Annotated in this window: 17 protein-coding genes; 12 read left to right on the top strand and 5 right to left on the bottom strand. The window is 72.3% G+C overall.

Features of this window, described 5'->3' with window-relative positions; genetic code table 11:
* Positions 1–494: 494 nt before the first annotated feature.
* From ABZS80_RS22800 to ABZS80_RS22790, 3 genes are read left to right on the top strand one after another with little or no spacing between them, the layout of a single operon-like run.
* The gene (locus ABZS80_RS22800) at positions 495–1,442 is read left to right on the top strand and encodes an ABC transporter ATP-binding protein (protein WP_355058768.1); all 948 of its coding nucleotides are present in this window, start codon (positions 495–497) and stop codon (positions 1,440–1,442) included.
* A complete protein-coding gene (locus tag ABZS80_RS22795) occupies positions 1,439–2,281 on the top strand; it encodes an ABC transporter permease (RefSeq protein ID WP_355058766.1) in 843 nt (280 codons plus the stop codon). The genes ABZS80_RS22800 and ABZS80_RS22795 overlap by 4 nt, the downstream gene beginning before the upstream one ends.
* A gap of 21 nt (positions 2,282–2,302) precedes the next feature.
* Positions 2,303–2,536, top strand: coding sequence for a hypothetical protein (locus tag ABZS80_RS22790; protein ID WP_355058764.1), 234 nt, complete (start codon positions 2,303–2,305; stop codon positions 2,534–2,536).
* 35 nt (positions 2,537–2,571) lie between these two features.
* Here ABZS80_RS22790 and ABZS80_RS22785 read toward each other — a convergent pair whose 3' ends face one another.
* Positions 2,572–2,742, bottom strand: coding sequence for a hypothetical protein (locus ABZS80_RS22785; RefSeq protein ID WP_355058763.1), 171 nt, complete (start codon positions 2,740–2,742; stop codon positions 2,572–2,574).
* A 165-nt stretch (positions 2,743–2,907) separates the two neighbouring features.
* On the opposite strand from ABZS80_RS22785, the gene ABZS80_RS22780 reads away from it, so the two are divergent.
* Positions 2,908–3,447, top strand: coding sequence for a GNAT family N-acetyltransferase (locus ABZS80_RS22780; protein WP_355058761.1), 540 nt, complete (start codon positions 2,908–2,910; stop codon positions 3,445–3,447).
* A gap of 144 nt (positions 3,448–3,591) precedes the next feature.
* On the opposite strand, the gene ABZS80_RS22775 is transcribed toward ABZS80_RS22780, so the two are convergent.
* The gene (locus tag ABZS80_RS22775) at positions 3,592–7,338 is read right to left on the bottom strand and encodes a S8 family peptidase (RefSeq protein ID WP_355058759.1); all 3,747 of its coding nucleotides are present in this window, start codon (positions 7,336–7,338) and stop codon (positions 3,592–3,594) included.
* Positions 7,339–7,456: 118 nt separating this feature from the next.
* On the opposite strand from ABZS80_RS22775, the gene ABZS80_RS22770 reads away from it, so the two are divergent.
* A complete protein-coding gene (locus ABZS80_RS22770) occupies positions 7,457–8,425 on the top strand; it encodes a helix-turn-helix domain-containing protein (protein WP_355058757.1) in 969 nt (322 codons plus the stop codon).
* A gap of 208 nt (positions 8,426–8,633) precedes the next feature.
* Here ABZS80_RS22770 and ABZS80_RS22765 read toward each other — a convergent pair whose 3' ends face one another.
* Positions 8,634–9,092, bottom strand: coding sequence for an Lrp/AsnC family transcriptional regulator (locus ABZS80_RS22765; RefSeq protein WP_355058755.1), 459 nt, complete (start codon positions 9,090–9,092; stop codon positions 8,634–8,636).
* Positions 9,093–9,197: 105 nt separating this feature from the next.
* Between ABZS80_RS22765 and ABZS80_RS22760 the strand changes: the two genes are divergently transcribed.
* Together ABZS80_RS22760 and ABZS80_RS22755 are read left to right on the top strand one after the other, a co-directional pair.
* Positions 9,198–10,037, top strand: a complete 840-nt coding sequence (locus ABZS80_RS22760) for an LLM class flavin-dependent oxidoreductase (RefSeq protein WP_355058753.1) — start codon at positions 9,198–9,200, stop codon at positions 10,035–10,037.
* Complete coding sequence (locus tag ABZS80_RS22755; protein WP_355058751.1) at positions 10,034–10,459, top strand: nucleoside deaminase; 426 nt, start codon at positions 10,034–10,036, stop codon at positions 10,457–10,459. The genes ABZS80_RS22760 and ABZS80_RS22755 overlap by 4 nt, the downstream gene beginning before the upstream one ends.
* Before the next feature lie 93 nt (positions 10,460–10,552).
* Here the strand turns inward: ABZS80_RS22755 and ABZS80_RS22750 are convergent, their stop codons facing one another.
* Both ABZS80_RS22750 and ABZS80_RS22745 read right to left on the bottom strand, forming a co-directional pair.
* Positions 10,553–11,707 (bottom strand): enolase C-terminal domain-like protein, encoded by a 1,155-nt coding sequence (locus tag ABZS80_RS22750; RefSeq protein ID WP_355058749.1) that lies wholly within the window; start codon positions 11,705–11,707, stop codon positions 10,553–10,555.
* Positions 11,704–12,702 (bottom strand): LacI family DNA-binding transcriptional regulator, encoded by a 999-nt coding sequence (locus ABZS80_RS22745; RefSeq protein WP_355058748.1) that lies wholly within the window; start codon positions 12,700–12,702, stop codon positions 11,704–11,706. The genes ABZS80_RS22750 and ABZS80_RS22745 overlap by 4 nt, the downstream gene beginning before the upstream one ends.
* Before the next feature lie 228 nt (positions 12,703–12,930).
* Between ABZS80_RS22745 and ABZS80_RS22740 the strand changes: the two genes are divergently transcribed.
* Genes ABZS80_RS22740 through ABZS80_RS22720 form a run of 5 tightly spaced genes read left to right on the top strand, consistent with a single transcriptional unit; the run spans position 12,931 to position 18,000 of the window.
* The gene (locus ABZS80_RS22740) at positions 12,931–13,809 is read left to right on the top strand and encodes an ABC transporter permease (RefSeq protein ID WP_355058746.1); all 879 of its coding nucleotides are present in this window, start codon (positions 12,931–12,933) and stop codon (positions 13,807–13,809) included.
* 16 nt (positions 13,810–13,825) lie between these two features.
* Positions 13,826–14,842 carry an ABC transporter substrate-binding protein gene (locus ABZS80_RS22735; protein ID WP_355058744.1) on the top strand — a complete coding sequence of 339 codons (1,017 nt, stop codon included), beginning with the start codon at positions 13,826–13,828 and terminating at the stop codon, positions 14,840–14,842.
* A gap of 5 nt (positions 14,843–14,847) precedes the next feature.
* A complete protein-coding gene (locus ABZS80_RS22730) occupies positions 14,848–15,669 on the top strand; it encodes an ABC transporter ATP-binding protein (protein ID WP_262285775.1) in 822 nt (273 codons plus the stop codon).
* A 19-nt stretch (positions 15,670–15,688) separates the two neighbouring features.
* Positions 15,689–16,840 (top strand): Gfo/Idh/MocA family oxidoreductase, encoded by a 1,152-nt coding sequence (locus ABZS80_RS22725; protein ID WP_355058742.1) that lies wholly within the window; start codon positions 15,689–15,691, stop codon positions 16,838–16,840.
* On the top strand, positions 16,837–18,000 hold the full coding sequence (locus tag ABZS80_RS22720; RefSeq protein ID WP_355058741.1) for a dihydrodipicolinate synthase family protein: 1,164 nt from the start codon (positions 16,837–16,839) through the stop codon (positions 17,998–18,000). The genes ABZS80_RS22725 and ABZS80_RS22720 overlap by 4 nt, the downstream gene beginning before the upstream one ends.
* The last annotated feature ends 3 nt before the right edge of the window (positions 18,001–18,003 follow it).

Genomic DNA, 18,003 nt, shown 5'->3' with positions numbered 1-18,003 from the left:
CGGCGGCTGGCTCATGCGACCCCCCATGACAACGACCACGGTCACTTCGAAAGCGTCTTCATGCTGCCCAAGGTCATGTCTTTCGTCAACAGATTGTTTCGCACGAGGTAGTGCCGCGAGCAGATTTGAGCGCGTCGAGCTGCGGCTAAGACAAAAACCTCGGCCGGCCCGGACGGCGGCCCTACCGGAGTCGATGGATCTTCGGTACTCTGTGCGCGTCGTCACTCCGTCGCAGGTCAGAGGCTCGATTCCCCGCCACTGGGTGTCGCCTCTGACGCGGGAGCGTGGCGGCACGACGGCGCACCAAACCAGCGGGACCAGCCTTAAGCAGCGCTAAGTCCGGGCGAAGAAATAAAAACCCCGGAGTGCAGTCGGAATGGGAAGGAATCCGGGATGAACGCGAAGCAAAACCCGACCGACGCTCCGACGGCACGGCATCGCACGATTGCGGTGGCACGTTGAGGAATGACCGTTTTGCCATTGAAATTCATCAAGTGACCAAACGCTATCCCGGCGGGATCACCGCGGTGGACGGCCTTGACCTGCGGGTGCGCGAGGGCGAGGTGCTCGGCTTCCTCGGGCCCAACGGCGCGGGCAAGACCACCACGATGCGCATGCTGGTCGGGCTGGTCCGCCCGACCAGCGGCCGCATCAAGGTGCTGGGCCGGCCGCCGGGCACCCCCGAGCAGCTCGCCCGGGTCGGCGCCCTGATCGAGTCGCCGGCCTTCTATCCGCACCTGTCCGGCCGGGACAACCTGCGGCTCGCCGCCCGGTACGCGGGCGCGCCGGAGCGGGCCGCCGACCGGGTGCTGACGGAGGTGGGCCTGACCGACCGGGCCGGCTCGCCGTTCCGGACGTACTCCCTCGGCATGAAGCAGCGGCTCGGCGTGGGCGCCGCCCTGCTCAAGGAGCCGAGCCTGCTGATCCTGGACGAGCCCACCAACGGCCTCGACCCGGCCGGGGTGACCGACATCCGCGAACTGCTCCGCACGCTCGGCCGGTCCGGCCGCACCGTGTTGCTGTCCAGTCACGTCCTCGGCGAGGTGGAGCAGATCTGCGACCGGATCGTCGTCATCGACGCCGGGCGGCTGGTCGCCGACGGCACCCCGGACGAGCTGCGCGGGTCCCTCGGCCAGGCCGTGCTGGTGATCGAGGCCGACCCGGCCGACCGGGCGGCGGAGTGCCTGCACGGGCACGACGGGGTCCGGTCGGTGGAGCTGGCTGACGGGCGGCTGCGGGTCACGACCGACCCCGCCCTGGCCGCGGCCCTGAACCGCCGGCTGGTCGAGTCCGGGATCGACGTGCGGGAACTACGCCCCGTGCGGCACTCGCTGGAGGAGGCGTTCCTCAGCTTGACCGCGCCCGCGCGGCCGCCGGCGGCCGGGTCCGAACCGCCGGGCCGGGAGCAGGAAGCGGCAACCACGACGGGAGGCGTCCGATGATGGCGGCGGTGCGGGCGGCCTGGTTCGCCGACCGGAAGCGGCCGGCGGTGTGGACCGTGACGACGACCTGGCTCGTCCTCGCGCTCGGCTTCGGCATCGGGGTGCCCTACCTCGTGCACCTGGCCCTGGCCGGCGACCCGGAGGAGGCGAAGTCCGCCGAGTCCCTGCTGGCCGCCGTCCTGCCCGGGCAGCTCGTGCCCACCGGGATCGGGCTGTTCCCGCTCTTCGGGGGCGCCATCCTGGTGATCCTCGGCGCGCTCGTGGTCGGCAACGAATACCGCTGGGGAACGTGGAACCTGGTCTTCACCCAGCGGCCCCGGCGGGTGCAGGTCATGGCCGGGCAGGCCGTCGTCCTGTGCGGGCTGACCCTGCTCATCGCGGTGCTCACCTTCGGCGTGCTGGCGCTGAGCACCGGCTCTCTGGCCGCCGTCGAGGGACGGTCCGCCGACTGGCCGTCGGCCGGGCGGCTCGCGGCGGCGGTGGCCGGGGCCTGGCTGATCTGCACCGCCCACGCCGCCGTCGGCTGGTTCCTCGCGATCGCCTTCCGCAGCGCCACCACGGCCATCGCGGTCGGTCTCATCTGGACGCTGGTCCTGGAGAACGCCGTCAGCGCGCTCGCCCTCGCGCTGAGCCCGCTGACCGTGCTCCAGAAGGTGCTGCTGGCACCGAGTTCCGGCGCCCTGGCCGGCGCGCTGGGCGCGCGGTCCCAGTTCGACGGGGGCACTCCCGGGGTGCTGGAGTCCTCGAGCGCGCTGGTGCCGACCCTCGTCCTGCTGGGCTACGTTCTGGTCATGTTCGGAACGGGCAGCTGGCTGGCCGCGCGGCGGGACGTCAGCTGACGGAGCGAAGGAGATGTCGAGATGGACTTCCTGCTCGCCTTCGCGGTGACCGGCCTGGCGGCGTCCGGGGGGTGGATCGCCTGGGCCGCGGTCCGGGGCTGGTCGTGCGCCCGGGACCGGCGCCACGAGCTGCGGCTGGCCCGCGCCCGGGCCAGCGCGGACATCCGGCGCGCCGAACTGGCCGCGCAGGTCCGCGAGATCGAACTCGCCAACGAGACCTACGAGGACTTCGTCCGCCGCCACCCGGAACGCTGACGGATCGGGCCGCGCCTCGGCGGCGCGCCCCGCATTCAGCCGGCCGCCGGGTTCCTGTCCCGCAACCACTGCGCGAAGTCGACGGCGACGATGCGCTCGTCGTGCACGCCGGACGCCTCGTCGGACGCCAACCAGACCACGGGCGGGCACATCACCGACGGGTCCAGGAAAGCCCGGCCCTCGGGTACGGCATCGAGGGGCAGCATTCCGGTGACGGTCGCGGCCCCGGGCAGCAGGAGGTTGCCGGTGACGCCCGTGTCCCACAGGTCGGCGGCGATGATCCGGCAGTGTCATGAGCCGCGCCGGCGTATCCCGATCCTGCCGTTCGCCATCCCTTGATCGCTGCCGGGTCTGCTGATTGGCTGGCCGGCATGACTGACCTCGGACCCGTCGCCTGGCCGCCTGAGCCGGTCCGGACCGAGAGGCTCGTGCTCCGTGAGTCCGAGGCCCGGGACCGTGCGGCGTTCATCGACCTGCTGGCGTCACCCGAGGTGCACACCTACCTCGGCGGTCCCCGTGCGCGCGACGAGCTGGAGCGCGAGATGCCCGAGGTGCCCGAGCGGTGGCCCGGGAGCTTCGTCGTTGATCTCGACGGGGCGATGATCGGCCAGGTTTTGCTCAGGAGAGCGACCGGGCACCGTCGCCCGGCGGCCGTGGGAAAGGCCGATCTCGGGTACCTGTTCCTGCCGCAGGCCTGGGGATCCGGGTACGCCGCCGAGGCGTGCACGGCGGCACTCGACTGGTTCGACGGTGTCCTTCCCGGCGAGTCGGTGGTGCTCACCACCCAGACCGCCAACGCCGCCTCGATGCGCCTCGCGGCAAAGCTGGGGTTCACCGAGGTGGAGCGGTTCCACGCCTGGGACGCCGAGCAGTGGCTCGGCCTGCGGTCCCCGGTCACGCCGTCTGCGTGAGCTCCCGCTCGGCAGCGCGACGCAGCCCGGCCTCGCCCTCCTGCGGCTGGGCACCGGCGCGTCGTGGCCCACGTCCTCGACGCCGGACGTGCGTAGGTCCGTGCTGGCCGGCCGGCACCGCGGGGTGCCGGCCGGTCAGCACCGTCAGCCCCGCACCTTCCAGGCCCTGATCACGGTCTGCTCGATGCGATTGCCGGCCCGGTCGCGGGCCGTCACCCGGACACTGGCGAAGCCTGCCCCGGCCGGGGCCGGCGGCACCGAAGCCGCGGCGCCCCGCAGCGGCGCCGCCCGCCAGTGCGCCCCGTCGTCGTAGGACACCTGGACGGCCAGATCGAACCGGCCCGGTCCCTCAGCGCCGGGCTGGTAGCCCGGCCGCACGAGCAACGGGTACGCCCGGTCGGCGCGGACGGTGTTGGTCAGGTCGGTGTCGATGTCGTAGGCCAACTGGATTAGCGGCAGCACGACCGGGTGATCGTCCTTCGGCGCCGCCGAGCGGAACGTCCACGCCGTATGCGTCGCGGTGGACGTGTCGCGCAGCACCGCCGCGCCGGGCAGGCCGGTGACGTCGAGACTCAGCCGGTACCAGCCGGGCCGGTGCGGCACGGTGAACTGCTCGGACGAGCGGGTACTTCGGCCGAGCACCGCGTCGCCCCGCCGCAGGACGAGTTCGGCGCGCTGGTAGCGGCCGTCCACCCAGCCGTACTGGTTCCCGTCGCCGTCGGCGTACTGGGGGATGCCGACCCGGATCGCGTCGTGGAAGCGGTTGGGCGGCGCACCGTAGGCGTAGTTCGGCAGCGTCCGCGGCACGGCGGGCCGCAGCAGGGCCGGGAACCAGACCTCCCGCACCCGGTCGCCGGGCCGCAACCGGCGCTGGGGCCCCCACATGGCTCCGACCGACTGGCCCGGGGCCACCGACTCCACGACGGCGGAGCCCTGCCAGGTCACGGCCTGGGTGCTGACGTGTTCGGTGCGCCGGCCCGCCCCACCGACCGCCCGCGAGAAGGCGAAAGCCGTGGTCACCCCGTCCGGAAATCCAGCGCGGGACTCCGTGGCCACCATGTCCGCCCGGTACTGGTGGAATTCGGTGTCCACCGTGGCCAGTCGCAGGTCCCGGGCGGTGTAGTGGAGGTCGCGCGGGATCCCCGCGGGTTCGACGAGTAGCAGGTCGTACCGGTACGGAGTGTAAGGTCGGCCGTGCAACGCGATGGTGACCCCGCCGGCGGCGAGCCGCTCCCGCAGCCGGTCGGCGTCGGCCGGCTGGATCCAGTACGCGGGGACCGAGGCGCCGACGGCGTCGGCATAGTGCAGGCCCGGCTCCTCCGGGGCCAGCAGGACGATTTTCGCTCCGGCCTCCCGGGCCGCCGCCAACTGGCCCGGCACCGCCTCGGCGGTCGAGTAGCGCAGCAGGACCGCCGCGTCCCGGGCCCCAGCCAGCTCGCTCGACGTGCCGGCCCCGCCGTCGACCAGCCGCGTGGTCAGCCGGCCGTCCAGAGCCTGCGCACCGTCGAGCAGTCGCGGCTCGGTGAGCGTCATGCCGCCGGACACCTCGGCGGTCAGCGGCGGCGCGGTCAGGTCCCAGCGGACGAAGTACTGGAACGTGCCCGTCGTCACCGGTCGGGTCGGTGCCGCATACACCCGGCGCACCGTGGCCTGGTTGTACGACGAGCCACTCAGCCGGGAGCGCGTGGCTGTGGTGCGCTGCCAGCTCAGCGCGAACCGGGACGTGACGGTCGGCTCGGGCGTGTCGACCCGCACCTCGGTCGCGGTGCGCGCGTCGTAGCGCAGCGCCCGATCGCGGTCCAGCGTCAGCTCCGGCTCGCCGAACTGGCTGACGTCCTTCGGCCAGCCGCCGGCGTCGAGGCTCAGCACGTCGGTCATCACGTGGTACCGGCCGGCGGGTAGCTCGACCCGGGCCGTCCCCTCGGAGAAGAACGCGAAGCTGGTCTCGCCGGTGTCGAGGTTCCACACCTCGGCCCGGCTCGAGAACCCGTGCGCCGCCTTCCCGTCCCGGTCGAACGCCTCGATGGTGAGGGTGTGGACCGGCGGGACGACGGCGAAACCGACCGGAGTGCGAAGTTCGTGGCCGGCAGCGCGCGCGGTGATCAGGCCGGCGTACCCGCCGGGGTGGGTCCGGCCGGGGTCGAGCGTGACGGCTGCCTCGGCCCGGCCGTGCGCCGGGACGGTGAGCGTACGAGGGCTGATCGACAGCGCCGCCCGGCGGTCGTCCGCACCCGCGACCCGCGCCCCGGCGGCGAGAGTCAGAGTGACCGGATTGTCGCCGTCGTTGCGGTAGCCGACCGTGGCGCGCTGGGTCGACGCGTCAGACGACACCTTGCCCAGTGCCACCGTCGCCGAGGCGACGCTCACCTGCTGGGCGAGTGCGGTCGGCACGTCGACGCGGCCCGCGCCCTGCTCCCACACAGGTGCGTCGCGCGGGTCCGTCGCGGAACTGACCAGGGTCGCCTTGAGGCGGTCCGCCCGCCAGTCCGGATGCTTCTGCGCGAGCAGGGCGGCGGCGCCGGCGACGTGCGGAGCCGCCATGGAGGTGCCGGACATCGAGGTGTACGAGGCGTCGACCACCTCGCCGAGGCTGGTACCGGCGGCCCGGGCGGCGACGATGCCGACCCCGGGAGCGGTGATCTCGGGCTTGACGACGCCGTCGCCGAGCCGTGGACCTCGGCTGGAGAAGGACGGAATCTCGTCCTGCTTGGAAACCGCACCGACCGTCAGGGCGCTGGCCGCGGTGCCCGGGGTCGTGATGGTCTGCACGCCTGGGCCGGAGTTGCCGGCGCTCACCACGAAGAGAGCGCCGGTCCGGGCGGTCAGCGCGTCGACCGCCTCGGTGATCGGGTCCGGCCCCTCGGACGCCGGCGCCCCGATGCTGACGTTGACCACCCGCGCCCCCTGGCCGACGGCCCACTCCATGCCGGCCATGACCCAGGAGAGTTCGCCCGAGCCGTTCTGGTCCAGCACCTTGCCGACCAACAGGCTGGCGCCGGGCGCGACACCCTTGCCGCTGGGTCGCCCGGCCCGGCCGCGGCCGGCGATGGTCGCGGCCACATGGGTGCCGTGCCCGAACCGGTCGGTCACGTCGGTCAGGCCGGACTCGGGGGTGAAGTTCGCGGCCCTCACCACCTTGCCCTTCAGGTCGGGATGGTGCGGGTCGTAGCCCGTGTCCAGGACGGCCACCTTGACGCCCTGGCCGTCGTAGCCCGACCGCCAGGCGACCGGCGCGCCGATCTGCGGCACGCTGTCGGTCAGGTCGGCGTGGACCCGCCGGTCGAGCCAGATCCGGCCGACGCCGCCGGCCAGGGTCCGCGGACCCGTGGCGCCCGGGTGGCCGCCGGTGACGGCGTCCCAGAAGGCGCGGGCGCCGGCCTTGCGCTCGGTGACGGCGACCGCGCCGACGCCGGGCAGGTCACGTCGACGGGTGACGCCGGCGGGCACTGCCGGCACCGCCGCCCGGGCGCCGGCGCGGGCCGGGGTGCCGGTGACGAGCAGCGGAAGGTCGTCACGGGCGGCGTCGTGGTAGCCGTCGGCGACCAGGTCGGTGATGTCGAACAGCGCCCGGTCGATGCGCCCGGACGACACGTACGGCAGCGCCTCCACGGGTACGACGTAGACGTCGCCGTCCTGCTCGGAGATGTGGTAGCCCAGGCGTTCCGGGCCGGCGGTGTCGTCGACCGTGGCCACCTGCCGGCCATCGGTGAACGTGGACAGTTCCACCACGTCGCCGGTGACCAGGGTGACCTGGTGGACGGCGGCGGGCGGCCCCGCCACGGTGGTGGTGGTGGTGGTGGTGGACGGATCGGCCCCCGCAGGCGCGGGAGCGGCTGCGACCAGCGCCGCCGACACGACCAGGGCGAGCAGCCTGCGTAACGATGTGACCATCTGTTTCCCCTTGACTCGACGTCCAGCCCGGGGCAGCGTCACACCTGATGATCAAGAGGGTAAAGGACCTAGGTGCAGCGCACCTGCGCCATGGCTCAGATGAGCCAGGCGGTGAATCGTGCTGAGAGGGGTGGGCCTGACGGCCAACCAGGAGCAGATCTATCTACTCCTGGTCAGGCGGGGCCCGACCAGCGTCGCCCGGCTCGCCGACCGGGCGGGGCTCGGCGAGACTCGGGTGCGGCGGGAGGTCTCCGCGCTGGTCCGCGAGGGTTTCGTGCACCTCACCCCGGCACCCGAGGAGCGGGTGGTGCCGGTACCTCCCGAGCTGGCAGTCGAACAGCTCGTCCGGCGCCGGCGCGACGAGTTGGAACGGGCCCGGGACGCGGCCCGCCGGCTGGCCGACGAGGCGTACCGGCCGCCGGGCAGCCGCCGCACCGAGGAACTGATCGAGATCGTGGTGGGCCGGGCGGCTGTTGGCCGGGCCTTCGAGCGGGTGCAGCTGGCGGCCAGCCGGGAGATGCGGGTGCTGGTCGCCCCGCCATACGCCATACCCAAGGCGGTCAACCGGACCCAACTGGAGCGCCAGGCCGCCGGCGTGGTCTACCGGGCCGTCTACGACCGGTCCGGCCTGGACGACGCCGACTTCGCCGGCACGGTGGCCACGCACCTGCGCTCGGGCGAGCAGGCCCGGATCGTCGAGGCGCTGCCCACCAAGCTGGCGGTCGGCGACCGGGCGCTCGCCCTGCTGCCACTGGCCTGGACCACGTCGGCGCACGACGCGGCGCTGCTCGTACACCCCTGCGGTCTGCTGGACGCGCTCGTCGCGCTCTTCGAGACGGTCTGGACGCAGGCCACCCCACTGGCGCCGGCCGGTGCCGATGGGCTGTCCGGCGATCCGACGATCACTGACGAGGACCGGCAACTGCTCTCCCTGCTGGTCGCCGGACTCACCGACGAGGCAGCCGGGGCCCGGCTCGGGATGAGCCGCCGCACGGTCGTACGTCGGGTGCAGCAGTTGATGGAACGCACCAACTCGCGGTCCCGACTTCAATTGGGCTGGCATGCCCGGGAACGACGGTGGTTGTGACAGGCCGACCGCGATCCGGGAACTGCGGTGGGTGTGGGGAACCGCGCAGGCACGCGTGCGCCGCGGCGCAAGCCTGGGTGAACAACTCGCCGCGCGCCTCGCCGAGGCCGCCGTCGGCCTGCTCGCGTCGCCCGGTACTACCGGCGGCACAAGGGCGGACGGCCAGGACACCCCGGCGCCGCTTCCGATGATCGGTAGTGACTCCGCTTCAGGCGGTCGGCGGCACCGGGCGGGGGCCGCGGTACGGCAGGGTGGCGCTGTAGACCAGGTTGGTGGTGGCGCTGCCGAACCCCGCGAGGTCGTTGACGACCTGTTCCAGGTGTGCCATCGACGTCGCGGCCACCTTCAGCGCATAGCAGTCGTCTCCGGTGGTGCGCAGGCACTCCAGAATCTCCGGCCGTCGCTCCAGCAACCGGTGCAGCGGTTCATGCCGACTGCCGGGATACTTCAGCCGCACCACCGCGAGCACGGCGAAGCCCGCCTTGGCCAGGTCGACCTCGGCGCGGTAGCCGGCGATCACGCCGATCGCCTCCATCCGCCTGACCCGTTCGCTGGTCGCCGACGCGCTCAGCTGAACCCGGCGGCTCAGCTCGGTGATCGGTACCCGCCCGTCGGTTTGCAACTCGGTCAGGATTGACCAATCGACAGCGTCAAGATTCTCGCCCATTAGGCCAATCTAGCGGGAAATCCACGGCGGAAGCCAGCGATGACAGGGAAGATGCTGTTCCCGAAGCGCCTGACGCCGACTAGCGTTTGACTCGTGCAAATAGGCGTGAATGTACCCAACTTCGCCCCGGGTACCGACCCGGACTTGCTGCGACAGTGGGCGCAGACGGTCGAGGGCCTCGGCTTCGACCTGCTGATGGTCTCCGACCACATCGCGATCACCCCGGACGTGGCCGAGCAGTACCCGGCGCCGTTCTACGAACCGTTCACCACGCTGTCCTGGCTGGCCGGCATCACCCACCGCGTCCGGCTGGGCACGACGGTGCTCATCGTCCCGTACCGGCACCCGCTGCTCACCGCCCGGATGGCGGCGAACCTCAACCGGCTCAGCGGCGGCCGGCTCGTCCTCGGCGTCGGCGTCGGCTGGGCCCGGCAGGAGTTCGAGGCCCTCGGCGTGCCGTACCGGCGGCGCGGCGCACTGACCGACGAGTACCTGCACGCCATGCGCGACGCCTGGCGGAACACCGACGACTACGACACGGGCGCGATCCCGATCTGGGTTGGCGGCAACAGCGACGCCGGCACCCGTCGTGCGGTCCTGCTCGGCGACGCCTGGCACCCGCTGCGGTTCACGCCCGGGTGGCTGACCGAGGCGGTCGGCCGGCTGAAGGCCACCGCCGACGAACTCGGGCGGCCGGTGCCCGCGTTGGCGCCGCGCATCAAACTCCGCGAGACCCGAGAAGCCGTCACCGCCCCGGACCGGCTCGCCGGTGTCGGCACCATCGACCAGATCATCGCCGACCTCGACCGCATCCGCCTGCTCGGCGCGGAGACCGTGGTACTCGACCCCTTCAACGACGACCTGACCGAAGTCCGGCAGCCTGAACGCGCGTGGCGGACCCTGGCGGCGATTGCCGCGTATCACAAATCCCAGGAGGACCGATGACCCTCGACGACGAGAAGTTTCTCCGCCGCGCCGTGGAGATCGCCAGCCAGGCCGGGGCATCCGGTGAGCGGCCGTTCGGCTCGCTGTTGGTAGCCGCGGACGGCACCGTCCTGATCGAGGACCACAACACCGTGGTCTCCGACTCCGACATCACCGCCCACCCCGAGCTGAAGCTGGCCCGGTGGGCCGCCCGGGAACTCTCCCCCGACCTGGCGGCCGCCACCACGATGTTCACCAGTTGCCAACCCTGCCCGATGTGCGCGACCGCGATCGACCGCTCCGGCCTCGGCCGGGTGGTGTACGCCCTCTCCGCCGAACAGTTCGAGGACGTGAAGCCGGCCACCCCGCCGCTTCCCCCGGTGCGGTATGAGGGTCCGGCACTGTTCGACGAGGCGCGCAAGCCGATCGACAACTACTACTGAGCCTTGCTCCGGGCGGCGGCGCCTGACAGTTTCGCTGGCGGCACTGCACGTCAGAGGGGGCGGGCCTGGGACGCCGGGCAGTGGCTCAGGCGGCTATCGGGCGAGCACGTCGACGGCGAGTTCCCGCACCACTGACTCGTCCACCTCGACGCCGAGCCCCGGCCCCGTCGGCACCTGGGCGACGCCGTCCTTCACCTCGACCGTCGCTGCCGTGGCGTAGGAGGAGGTGAGGAACTGCCGGCCGTTGAGGTCGACGGGGGTGTCGATGCCGTACGCGGCGAACAGGTGCAGGGATGCAGCGAGGCCCAGGTCGGAGTCGGTGAGCCCGGAGCCCATGAGCCGCACCCCGGCGTCCTCGGCGAGCGCGCAGAGCCTTCGCGACAGCGTCAGCCCGCCGCTGCGCTGCACCTTGGCGATGGCCACGTCGACGGCGTCGAGCTTGACGAAGGTCGCCAGGTCGCTGGGGTGGCGCAGGCTCTCGTCGAGGGCGACGGGAATCGGTGAGGACTCCCGCAGCCGGCGCTGCCCGGCCACGTCGTTGGCCGGCAGCGGCTGCTCGAACGTGGTGACGTCGTACTCGGCCAGCCGGCGGGCCATCCGCAGCGCGCCGTCGACGGTGTAGCCCTGGTTGGCGTCCACCCAGAGCGCGGCGTCGGGGGCGGCCTCGCGGACGGCCCGCACCACGGCGGCGTCCTCGGCTTCGCTGTGCAGGCCGACCTTGACCTTGAACGCCCGGTAGCCGAGGTCACCGCCCTCCGCGACGGCGTCGGCGACCTCCCCGGCGGTCTGCCCGGACACGATCCAGCCGAGCTGGATGGTGTCCCGGCGGCGCTGCCCCCACAGCACCCCGACGGGTACGCCGAGAGCGCGGCCGAGCAGGTCGTGCAGGGCGATGTCGACCGCGCTCTTGGCCAGGGGCGAGCCGATGGTGAAGCCGCGGTTGATGGCGCGGTCGAAGGCGGTGGTGACGCCGTCGAGGTCCCAGGCGGGGCGGCCGAGGACGGCCGGGGCGAGGTAGCGGTCGACGGTGGTGACGATGGACTCGGCGGTCTCGTAGGTCCAGGCCGGGATCGGGGTGGCCTCGCCCCAGCCGGTGACGCCGCCGGCGGTCACCTTGACGAGCACCCGGATGCTCGGCGTGCCGGCGACGGCGACCGAGCCGCCGGAGACGCCGAACGAGCGGATGGTGGGCAGCGCGACGGCGTACGTGTCGACCGCCTCGATGGTGAGGCCGGCGAGCGGGGTCACGAGCCCACCTTCGCGGTGCTGCCGCGCAGGACCACCTCGCCGCCCATCCGCAGGAGCCGCCGCCGTCGCCCGTTGTTCTCGGTCAGCGCCAGCTCCATCACCTTCTCCCCGAGGCGTTGCAGCGGCAGCGCGACCGTGGTCAGCGCCGGGGTGAGGTCGCGGACGATGGGGATGTCGTCGAAGCCGGCGACGGAGATGTCGCCCGGGACGGACAGGCCCTGGTCGCGCAGCGCCGCGCAGGCGCCGATGGCCATCACGTCGGTCAGGGCGAACACGCAGGTGGCCGCCGAGCCCCGGGACAGCAGCTCGGACATCGCGCCGTACCCGCCGTCGCGGGTGAAGGGGCCCTCGACGATGTCGGCCGGGTCGAGCGCCACGCCGGCCTTGGCCAGTTCCTCGCGGAAGCCGCCGAGCCGGTCGGCGACGGTGGTGAGCGCCCGCGGTCCGGAGAGCACGGCAAAGCGGCGGTGGCCGAGGTCGAGCAGGGCGCGGGCCATGGCGGCGGCGCCGGCCTTGTTCTCCGGCAGCACGCTGTCGACCTTCAGGCTGCGGTGCCGGCTGACCACGGCGACCCGGCCGCCACCGTCCAGGTAGGGCTTCAGCTCGGCCTCCAGGGCCCGTTCCCAGCGGGCATCCTCGAAGCCGGAGCCGATCAGCAGGATGGCCGGGGCGCGCTCGGCGCGCAGCATCGACACGTACGCGATCTCCCGCTCCGGGTCGCGGAAGGTGCTGGCCAGCATGACGAGCAGGTCGTTGTCCCCGGCGACCCGCATGACGCCGCCGGCGATGGCGGCGAAGTAGGGGTCGGTGACGTCGTGGCAGATGACGCCGACGGTGCGGTGGGACGCGCCGGCCAGGGCCCGGGCGTGCGCGTTCGGGGTGTACGCCAGCTTCTCGGCGGCGGCGAGGACCCGGTCGCGCAGTTGCGGGGTGACGCGCATGCCGTTGAGTGCCCGGGAGGCCGTGGCCAGCGAGACGTCGGCGGCTCTGGCCACGTCTTCCAAGGTCACGTGCGCCCGTGGCTGCATCGAGTTCCCCCTGCGGAAGTTCTTGACCGGATTATTTCGGCGTGGTTACCGTAGCAGCCTGAAAGCGCTTACTGAAAGCGCATTCAGGGCCGGTTCCCCGTCCTCACCGGGGTCGTCCGGCCCTGCCGACGGCACGCGCCTACCCAGCGGCTGAGTACCCGGAAACCGCCGGCCAGCCAGGGAGAACGGAGGGTCATGGCCGCGCAGAGCACCATCGAGCAACGGGAGCGCACCGCTCCCGCCGGCGCCACCACGTCGGCCGCCCGCCGAGCGGGCGGGACCGGCGCCGGCCTGCTCCGGTTCGCCCGGAACACCTGGCGCCCGGCCGCGGTCCTCGTGGCCATCCTCCTCGTCTGGTGGGTGGTCACCGCCGCGGACCTGGTGAAGCCCTACCTGGTTCCCTCCCCCGGCACGACGCTGGACGTCGTCCTCGCCCAGCCGGGCTACTTCGCGCACCACACCTGGATCACCACGTACGAGACGGTGCTGGGCTTCGCCATCGCCATCGCGGTCGGCGTGCTCTCCGCCGTGGTCATGGTCTACTCCCCCACCGTCGAGAAGAGCCTCTACCCGCTGCTGCTGTTCGCCCAGGTCATCCCGAAGATCGCGATCGCGCCGCTGTTCATCGTGTGGCTCGGCTTCGGGCTCTCGCCCAAGGTCGTCGTCGCGGTCCTCATGGCCTTCTTCCCGATCGTCATCTCCACGGTCACCGGCATGAAGTCGATCGACCCGGAGATGCTGCAACTGTCGGCGACCATGGGCGCGGGGCAGGCCCAGACGTTCCGGAAGATCCGGTTCCCCGCCGCCCTGCCGCACCTGTTCGCCGGCCTGAAGGTCGCCGCCACCATGGCCGTCACCGGCGCCGTCGTCGGTGAGTTCGTCGGCGCCAACGAGGGCCTCGGCTACGTGATCCTGCAGGCCAACGGCAACCTCGACACCCCGACCCTCTTCGCCGGGCTGATCATCATGTCGCTGCTCGGCGTGGTCCTCTTCGTCGTCGTCGAACTGCTGGAGTACCTGGTGCTGCCGTGGCACGCCAGCCGCCGTACCGACGCCGCCACCACCACCCTGTGAACAGGAGAACCCTCGGATGAAGTTGCGTACTTTCGCCGTCGCGCTCGTGCCGGCGCTCCTCTTGGCCGCCACCGCCTGCGGCTCGTCCTCCGACAAGCAGGAGAAGAACGCCCAGGGCCTGGACAAGGTCACCCTGACCCTCAACTGGTACCCGTACGGCGAGCACGCGCCGTTCTACCTGGGCAAGAAGCAGGGCATCTTCGCCAAGCACGGCATCGACCTGACCATCCAGGCCGGGCAGGGCTCGCAGAAAACCGTCCAGGCCACCGCCGCCGGGCAGACCGACTTCGGCTGGGCCGACACCCCGGCGCTGCTCTCGGGCGTGGGCCAGGGGATGGACGTCAAGAGCGTCGGCGTCTTCCTGCAGACCACCCCGTCGTCGGTGCAGTTCTTCAGCGACAAGAGCATCGCCTCCCCCGCCGACCTCAAGGGCAAGACCATCGCCTCCACGGCCGGTGACGCGCTGAGCAAGACCTTCCCGGCGTTCCTCAAGGCCAACGGTCTCGCCGCGGGCGACGTGACCCTGCAGAACACCGACCCGGCCGGCAAGATGGCCGCCGTCATGTCGGGCAAGACCGACGCGCTGCTCGGCTTCGCCACCGACCAGGGCCCCACCATGCAGGAGAAGGCCGGCAAGCCCGTCTCCTACCTGAAGTTCGCCGAGCACGGCCTGAGCTTCTACAGCAACGGCCTGATCGCCTCGAACGACACCATCAAGAACAAGCAGGACCTGGTCAAGCGGATGGTCGCGGCCAGCAGCGAGGCGTGGACCGCCGCCGAGAAGGACGCCGCCGGCGCGGTCGCGGCCATGCAGGGCGCGTCCCAGCAGCTGCCGTCGGCCAAGGTGCTCACCGACCAGTTCAACGCCACGCTGCAGCTGCTGCACACCGACGCCACCAAGGGCCAGGCCCCCGGCGTCAACGACGAGTCCGACTGGCAGAAGACCATCACCGTCTTCGCCGACGCCGGCGTGATCACCAAGGCGGAGTCCCCGTCGGCCTACTGGGACGCGAGCTTCGCACCGAAGGGATGAGACCGATGACGGTCGGCAACACCACCACGCAGCGCTCCGCGGACGCCACGGCGACCGGCGCCACGGTCGAGATCGACGAGGTCGCGGTCCGGTTCCACACCAAGAAGAAGGACGTCACGGCGCTGCGCGACGTCTCGCTGCGGATCGAGCCGGGCGAGTTCGTCGCCATCGTCGGCGCGTCCGGCTGCGGCAAGTCCACGCTGCTCAAGCTGGTGTCCGGCCTGCTGCGGCCGTCGTCGGGCCAGGTCCGCCTGCACGGCGAGGACGTGCGGGGACCCCGGCGCGACATCGGGTACGTCTTCCAGCGCGCCGCCCTGCTGGAGTGGCGCACGGCCCGGCGCAACATCCTGCTCCAGGCCGAGATGCGGGGCATGCCCAAGGCGCAGGCCCGGCAGCGCGCCGACGAGCTGATCGCCATGACGGGGCTGACCGGCTTCGAGGACGCGTACCCGAACGAGCTCTCCGGTGGCATGCAGCAGCGCGTGGCCCTGTGCCGCGCGCTGCTGCACCGCCCCCCGGTGCTGCTCATGGACGAGCCGTTCGGGGCGCTCGACGCCCTCACCCGCGAGCAGATGAACGTCGAACTGCGGCGGATCTGGCGGGAGACCGGCACCACCGTCCTGCTGGTCACCCACTCCATCGCCGAGGCGGTCTACCTGGCCAACCGGGTGATCGTCATGACCCCTCGACCCGGCACCGTCGCCGAGGTCATCGACGTCGACCTGCCCGTCGAGCGGGACTACGGCCAGACGATGTCGGCGCCGGAGTTCGCCCGCGCCACGGGACGCATCCGGGACCTGCTCGGTGCGACGACGACCGCCGAATAACCACTGGAAGGACACACACGTGGAGCGCACGTCAATCGGGATCATCCTCAACGGGGTGACCGGCCGGATGGGGTACCGGCAGCACCTGGTCCGGTCCCTGCTCGCCATCCGCGAGCAGGGCGGCCTGCCCGCCCGCGACGGCAGCCGCATCTGGCCCGAGCTGACCCTGGTCGGCCGCAACGAGGCCAAGCTCGCCGAGATCGCCGCCCGGCACGGGCTGACGTCGTACACGACCGACCTGGACGCCGCGCTCGCCGACGACTCCCACCAGATCTACTTCGACGCGCAGGTCACCGCGCAGCGGGAGAAGGCCATCCGGGCGGCCATCGAGGCCGGCAAGCACATCTACACCGAGAAGCCGCTCGCCGAGGGGCTGACCGGGTCGCTGGAACTGGCCCGGCTCGCCGCCGCCAAGGGCGTCAAGAACGGCGTCGTGCAGGACAAGCTGTTCCTGCCCGGCCTGCGCAAGCTCAAGCGGCTGGTCGACAGCGGCTTCTTCGGCCGGATCCTGTCCGTGCGCGGCGAGTTCGGCTACTGGGTGTTCGAGGGTGACTGGCAGGACGCCCAGCGGCCGAGCTGGAACTACCGGGCCGAGGACGGCGGCGGCATCACCGTGGACATGTTCCCGCACTGGCACTACGTCCTGGAGCAGATCTTCGCCCCGGTCACCGCGGTGACCGCGCACATCGCCACGCACATCCCCGAGCGGGTCGACGAGACCGGCCAGACCTACCGGGCCACCGCCGACGACGCCGCGTACGGCATCTTCGAGCTGGCCGGCGGCATCACCGCGCAGATCAACTCCTCCTGGGCGGTCCGGGTCTACCGCGACGAACTGGTCGAGTTCCAGGTCGACGGCACGCACGGCAGCGCCGTGGCCGGGCTGCGCGAGTGCCGCATCCAGCACCGCGGCGCCACCCCCATGCCGGTGTGGAACCCGGACCTCCCGGTCACCGAGAACTTCCGCGCCCAGTGGCAGACCGTCCCCGACAACGACGACTTCGACAACGGGTTCAAGGTCCAGTGGGAGGCGTTCCTGCGGCACGTCGTCGACGGCGAGCCGTTCCCGTGGGACTTCCTGGCCGGCGCCCGCGGCGTCCAGCTCGCCGAGGCCGGGCTGCGCTCGGCCAAGGAGGGACGACGGGTCGAGATCGAGGAGATCGGGCTGTGACCGTCCGCATCGCCCTCCCCCGCCCGGACGGCGGCGCCGCGGAGCTGACCCTGCGCGAGCCGGCCGGCTGGCAGCGGCCGGCCACCCCGCCGGTCAGCCGGATCGCGTACGCCGCGGCGCACGTGGTCGCCGATCCGCACGCGGACAACGCGCCCGGCCGGCCCGCCCGGCTGGACTGGGACGCCACCCTGGCCGTCCGGCGCAACCTCTGGTCCTGGGGGCTCGGCGTCGCCGAGGCCATGGACACCGCCCAGCGCGGCATGGGGCTGGACTGGGCGGCCACGCGGGAGCTGATCCGGCGCAGCGCCGCGGACGCCGCCGCCTGCGGCGGGCGCATCGTGGCCGGGGCGGCCACCGACCAGCTCACCGGCCTGCCCGACACCCTCGACGAGGTCGTCAGCGCGTACGCCGAGCAGGTCGCCTTCGTGCAGGAGTGCGGCGCTGTCCCCGTGGTGATGGCCAGCCGGCAGCTCGCCGCGCTGGCCACCGGGCCCGACGACTACCTGAGCGTCTACGAGCAGGTGCTGCGGGAGACGTCGACGCCGGTGGTGCTGCACTGGCTCGGCGACATGTTCGACCCGGCCCTCGCCGGCTACTGGGGGTCGACGGATCTCGACGAGGCGACCAAGACGTTCGTGGCGCTGGTGCAGGCGCACGCCGACCGGATCGACGGCGTGAAGGTGTCGCTGCTCGACGCCGAGCGGGAGGTGCGGCTGCGCGAGCTGCTGCCGCCCAGCGTCAAGGTCTACACCGGCGACGACTACCACTACCCGGAGCTGATCGCCGGTGACGGCCGCCGGTTCAGCCACGCGCTGCTCGGCGCGTTCGCGGCCATCGCGCCGGCCGCGTCGGCGGCGCTGCAACGCCTCGACGCCGGTGACACGGCGGGCTTCCGGGAGATCCTGGACCCCACCGTGCCGCTGTCCCGGCACGTCTTCGCCCCGCCGACGCAGTACTACAAGACCGGCATCGCCTTCCTGTCCTGGCTCAACGGCTTCCAGCCCGGCTTCACCATGGTGGGTGGCCTGCACAGCGGGCGCAGCGTGCCGCACCTCGTGGAGGTGTTCCGGCTCGCCGACGCCGCCGGGCTGTTGCTCGACCCGGACCTGGCCGTCGCCCGGATGCGCCGCTATTTGTCGGTGGCGGGGGTGTCGGCGTGAGCG

This window comes from Micromonospora sp. NPDC005305 (assembly GCF_040607315.1).
In the GTDB taxonomy this organism is placed as follows: Bacteria; Actinomycetota; Actinomycetes; order Mycobacteriales; family Micromonosporaceae; genus Micromonospora.
Note: the sequence above shows the minus strand (reverse complement) of the source record. Positions and strands in the feature narration are given on the sequence as shown.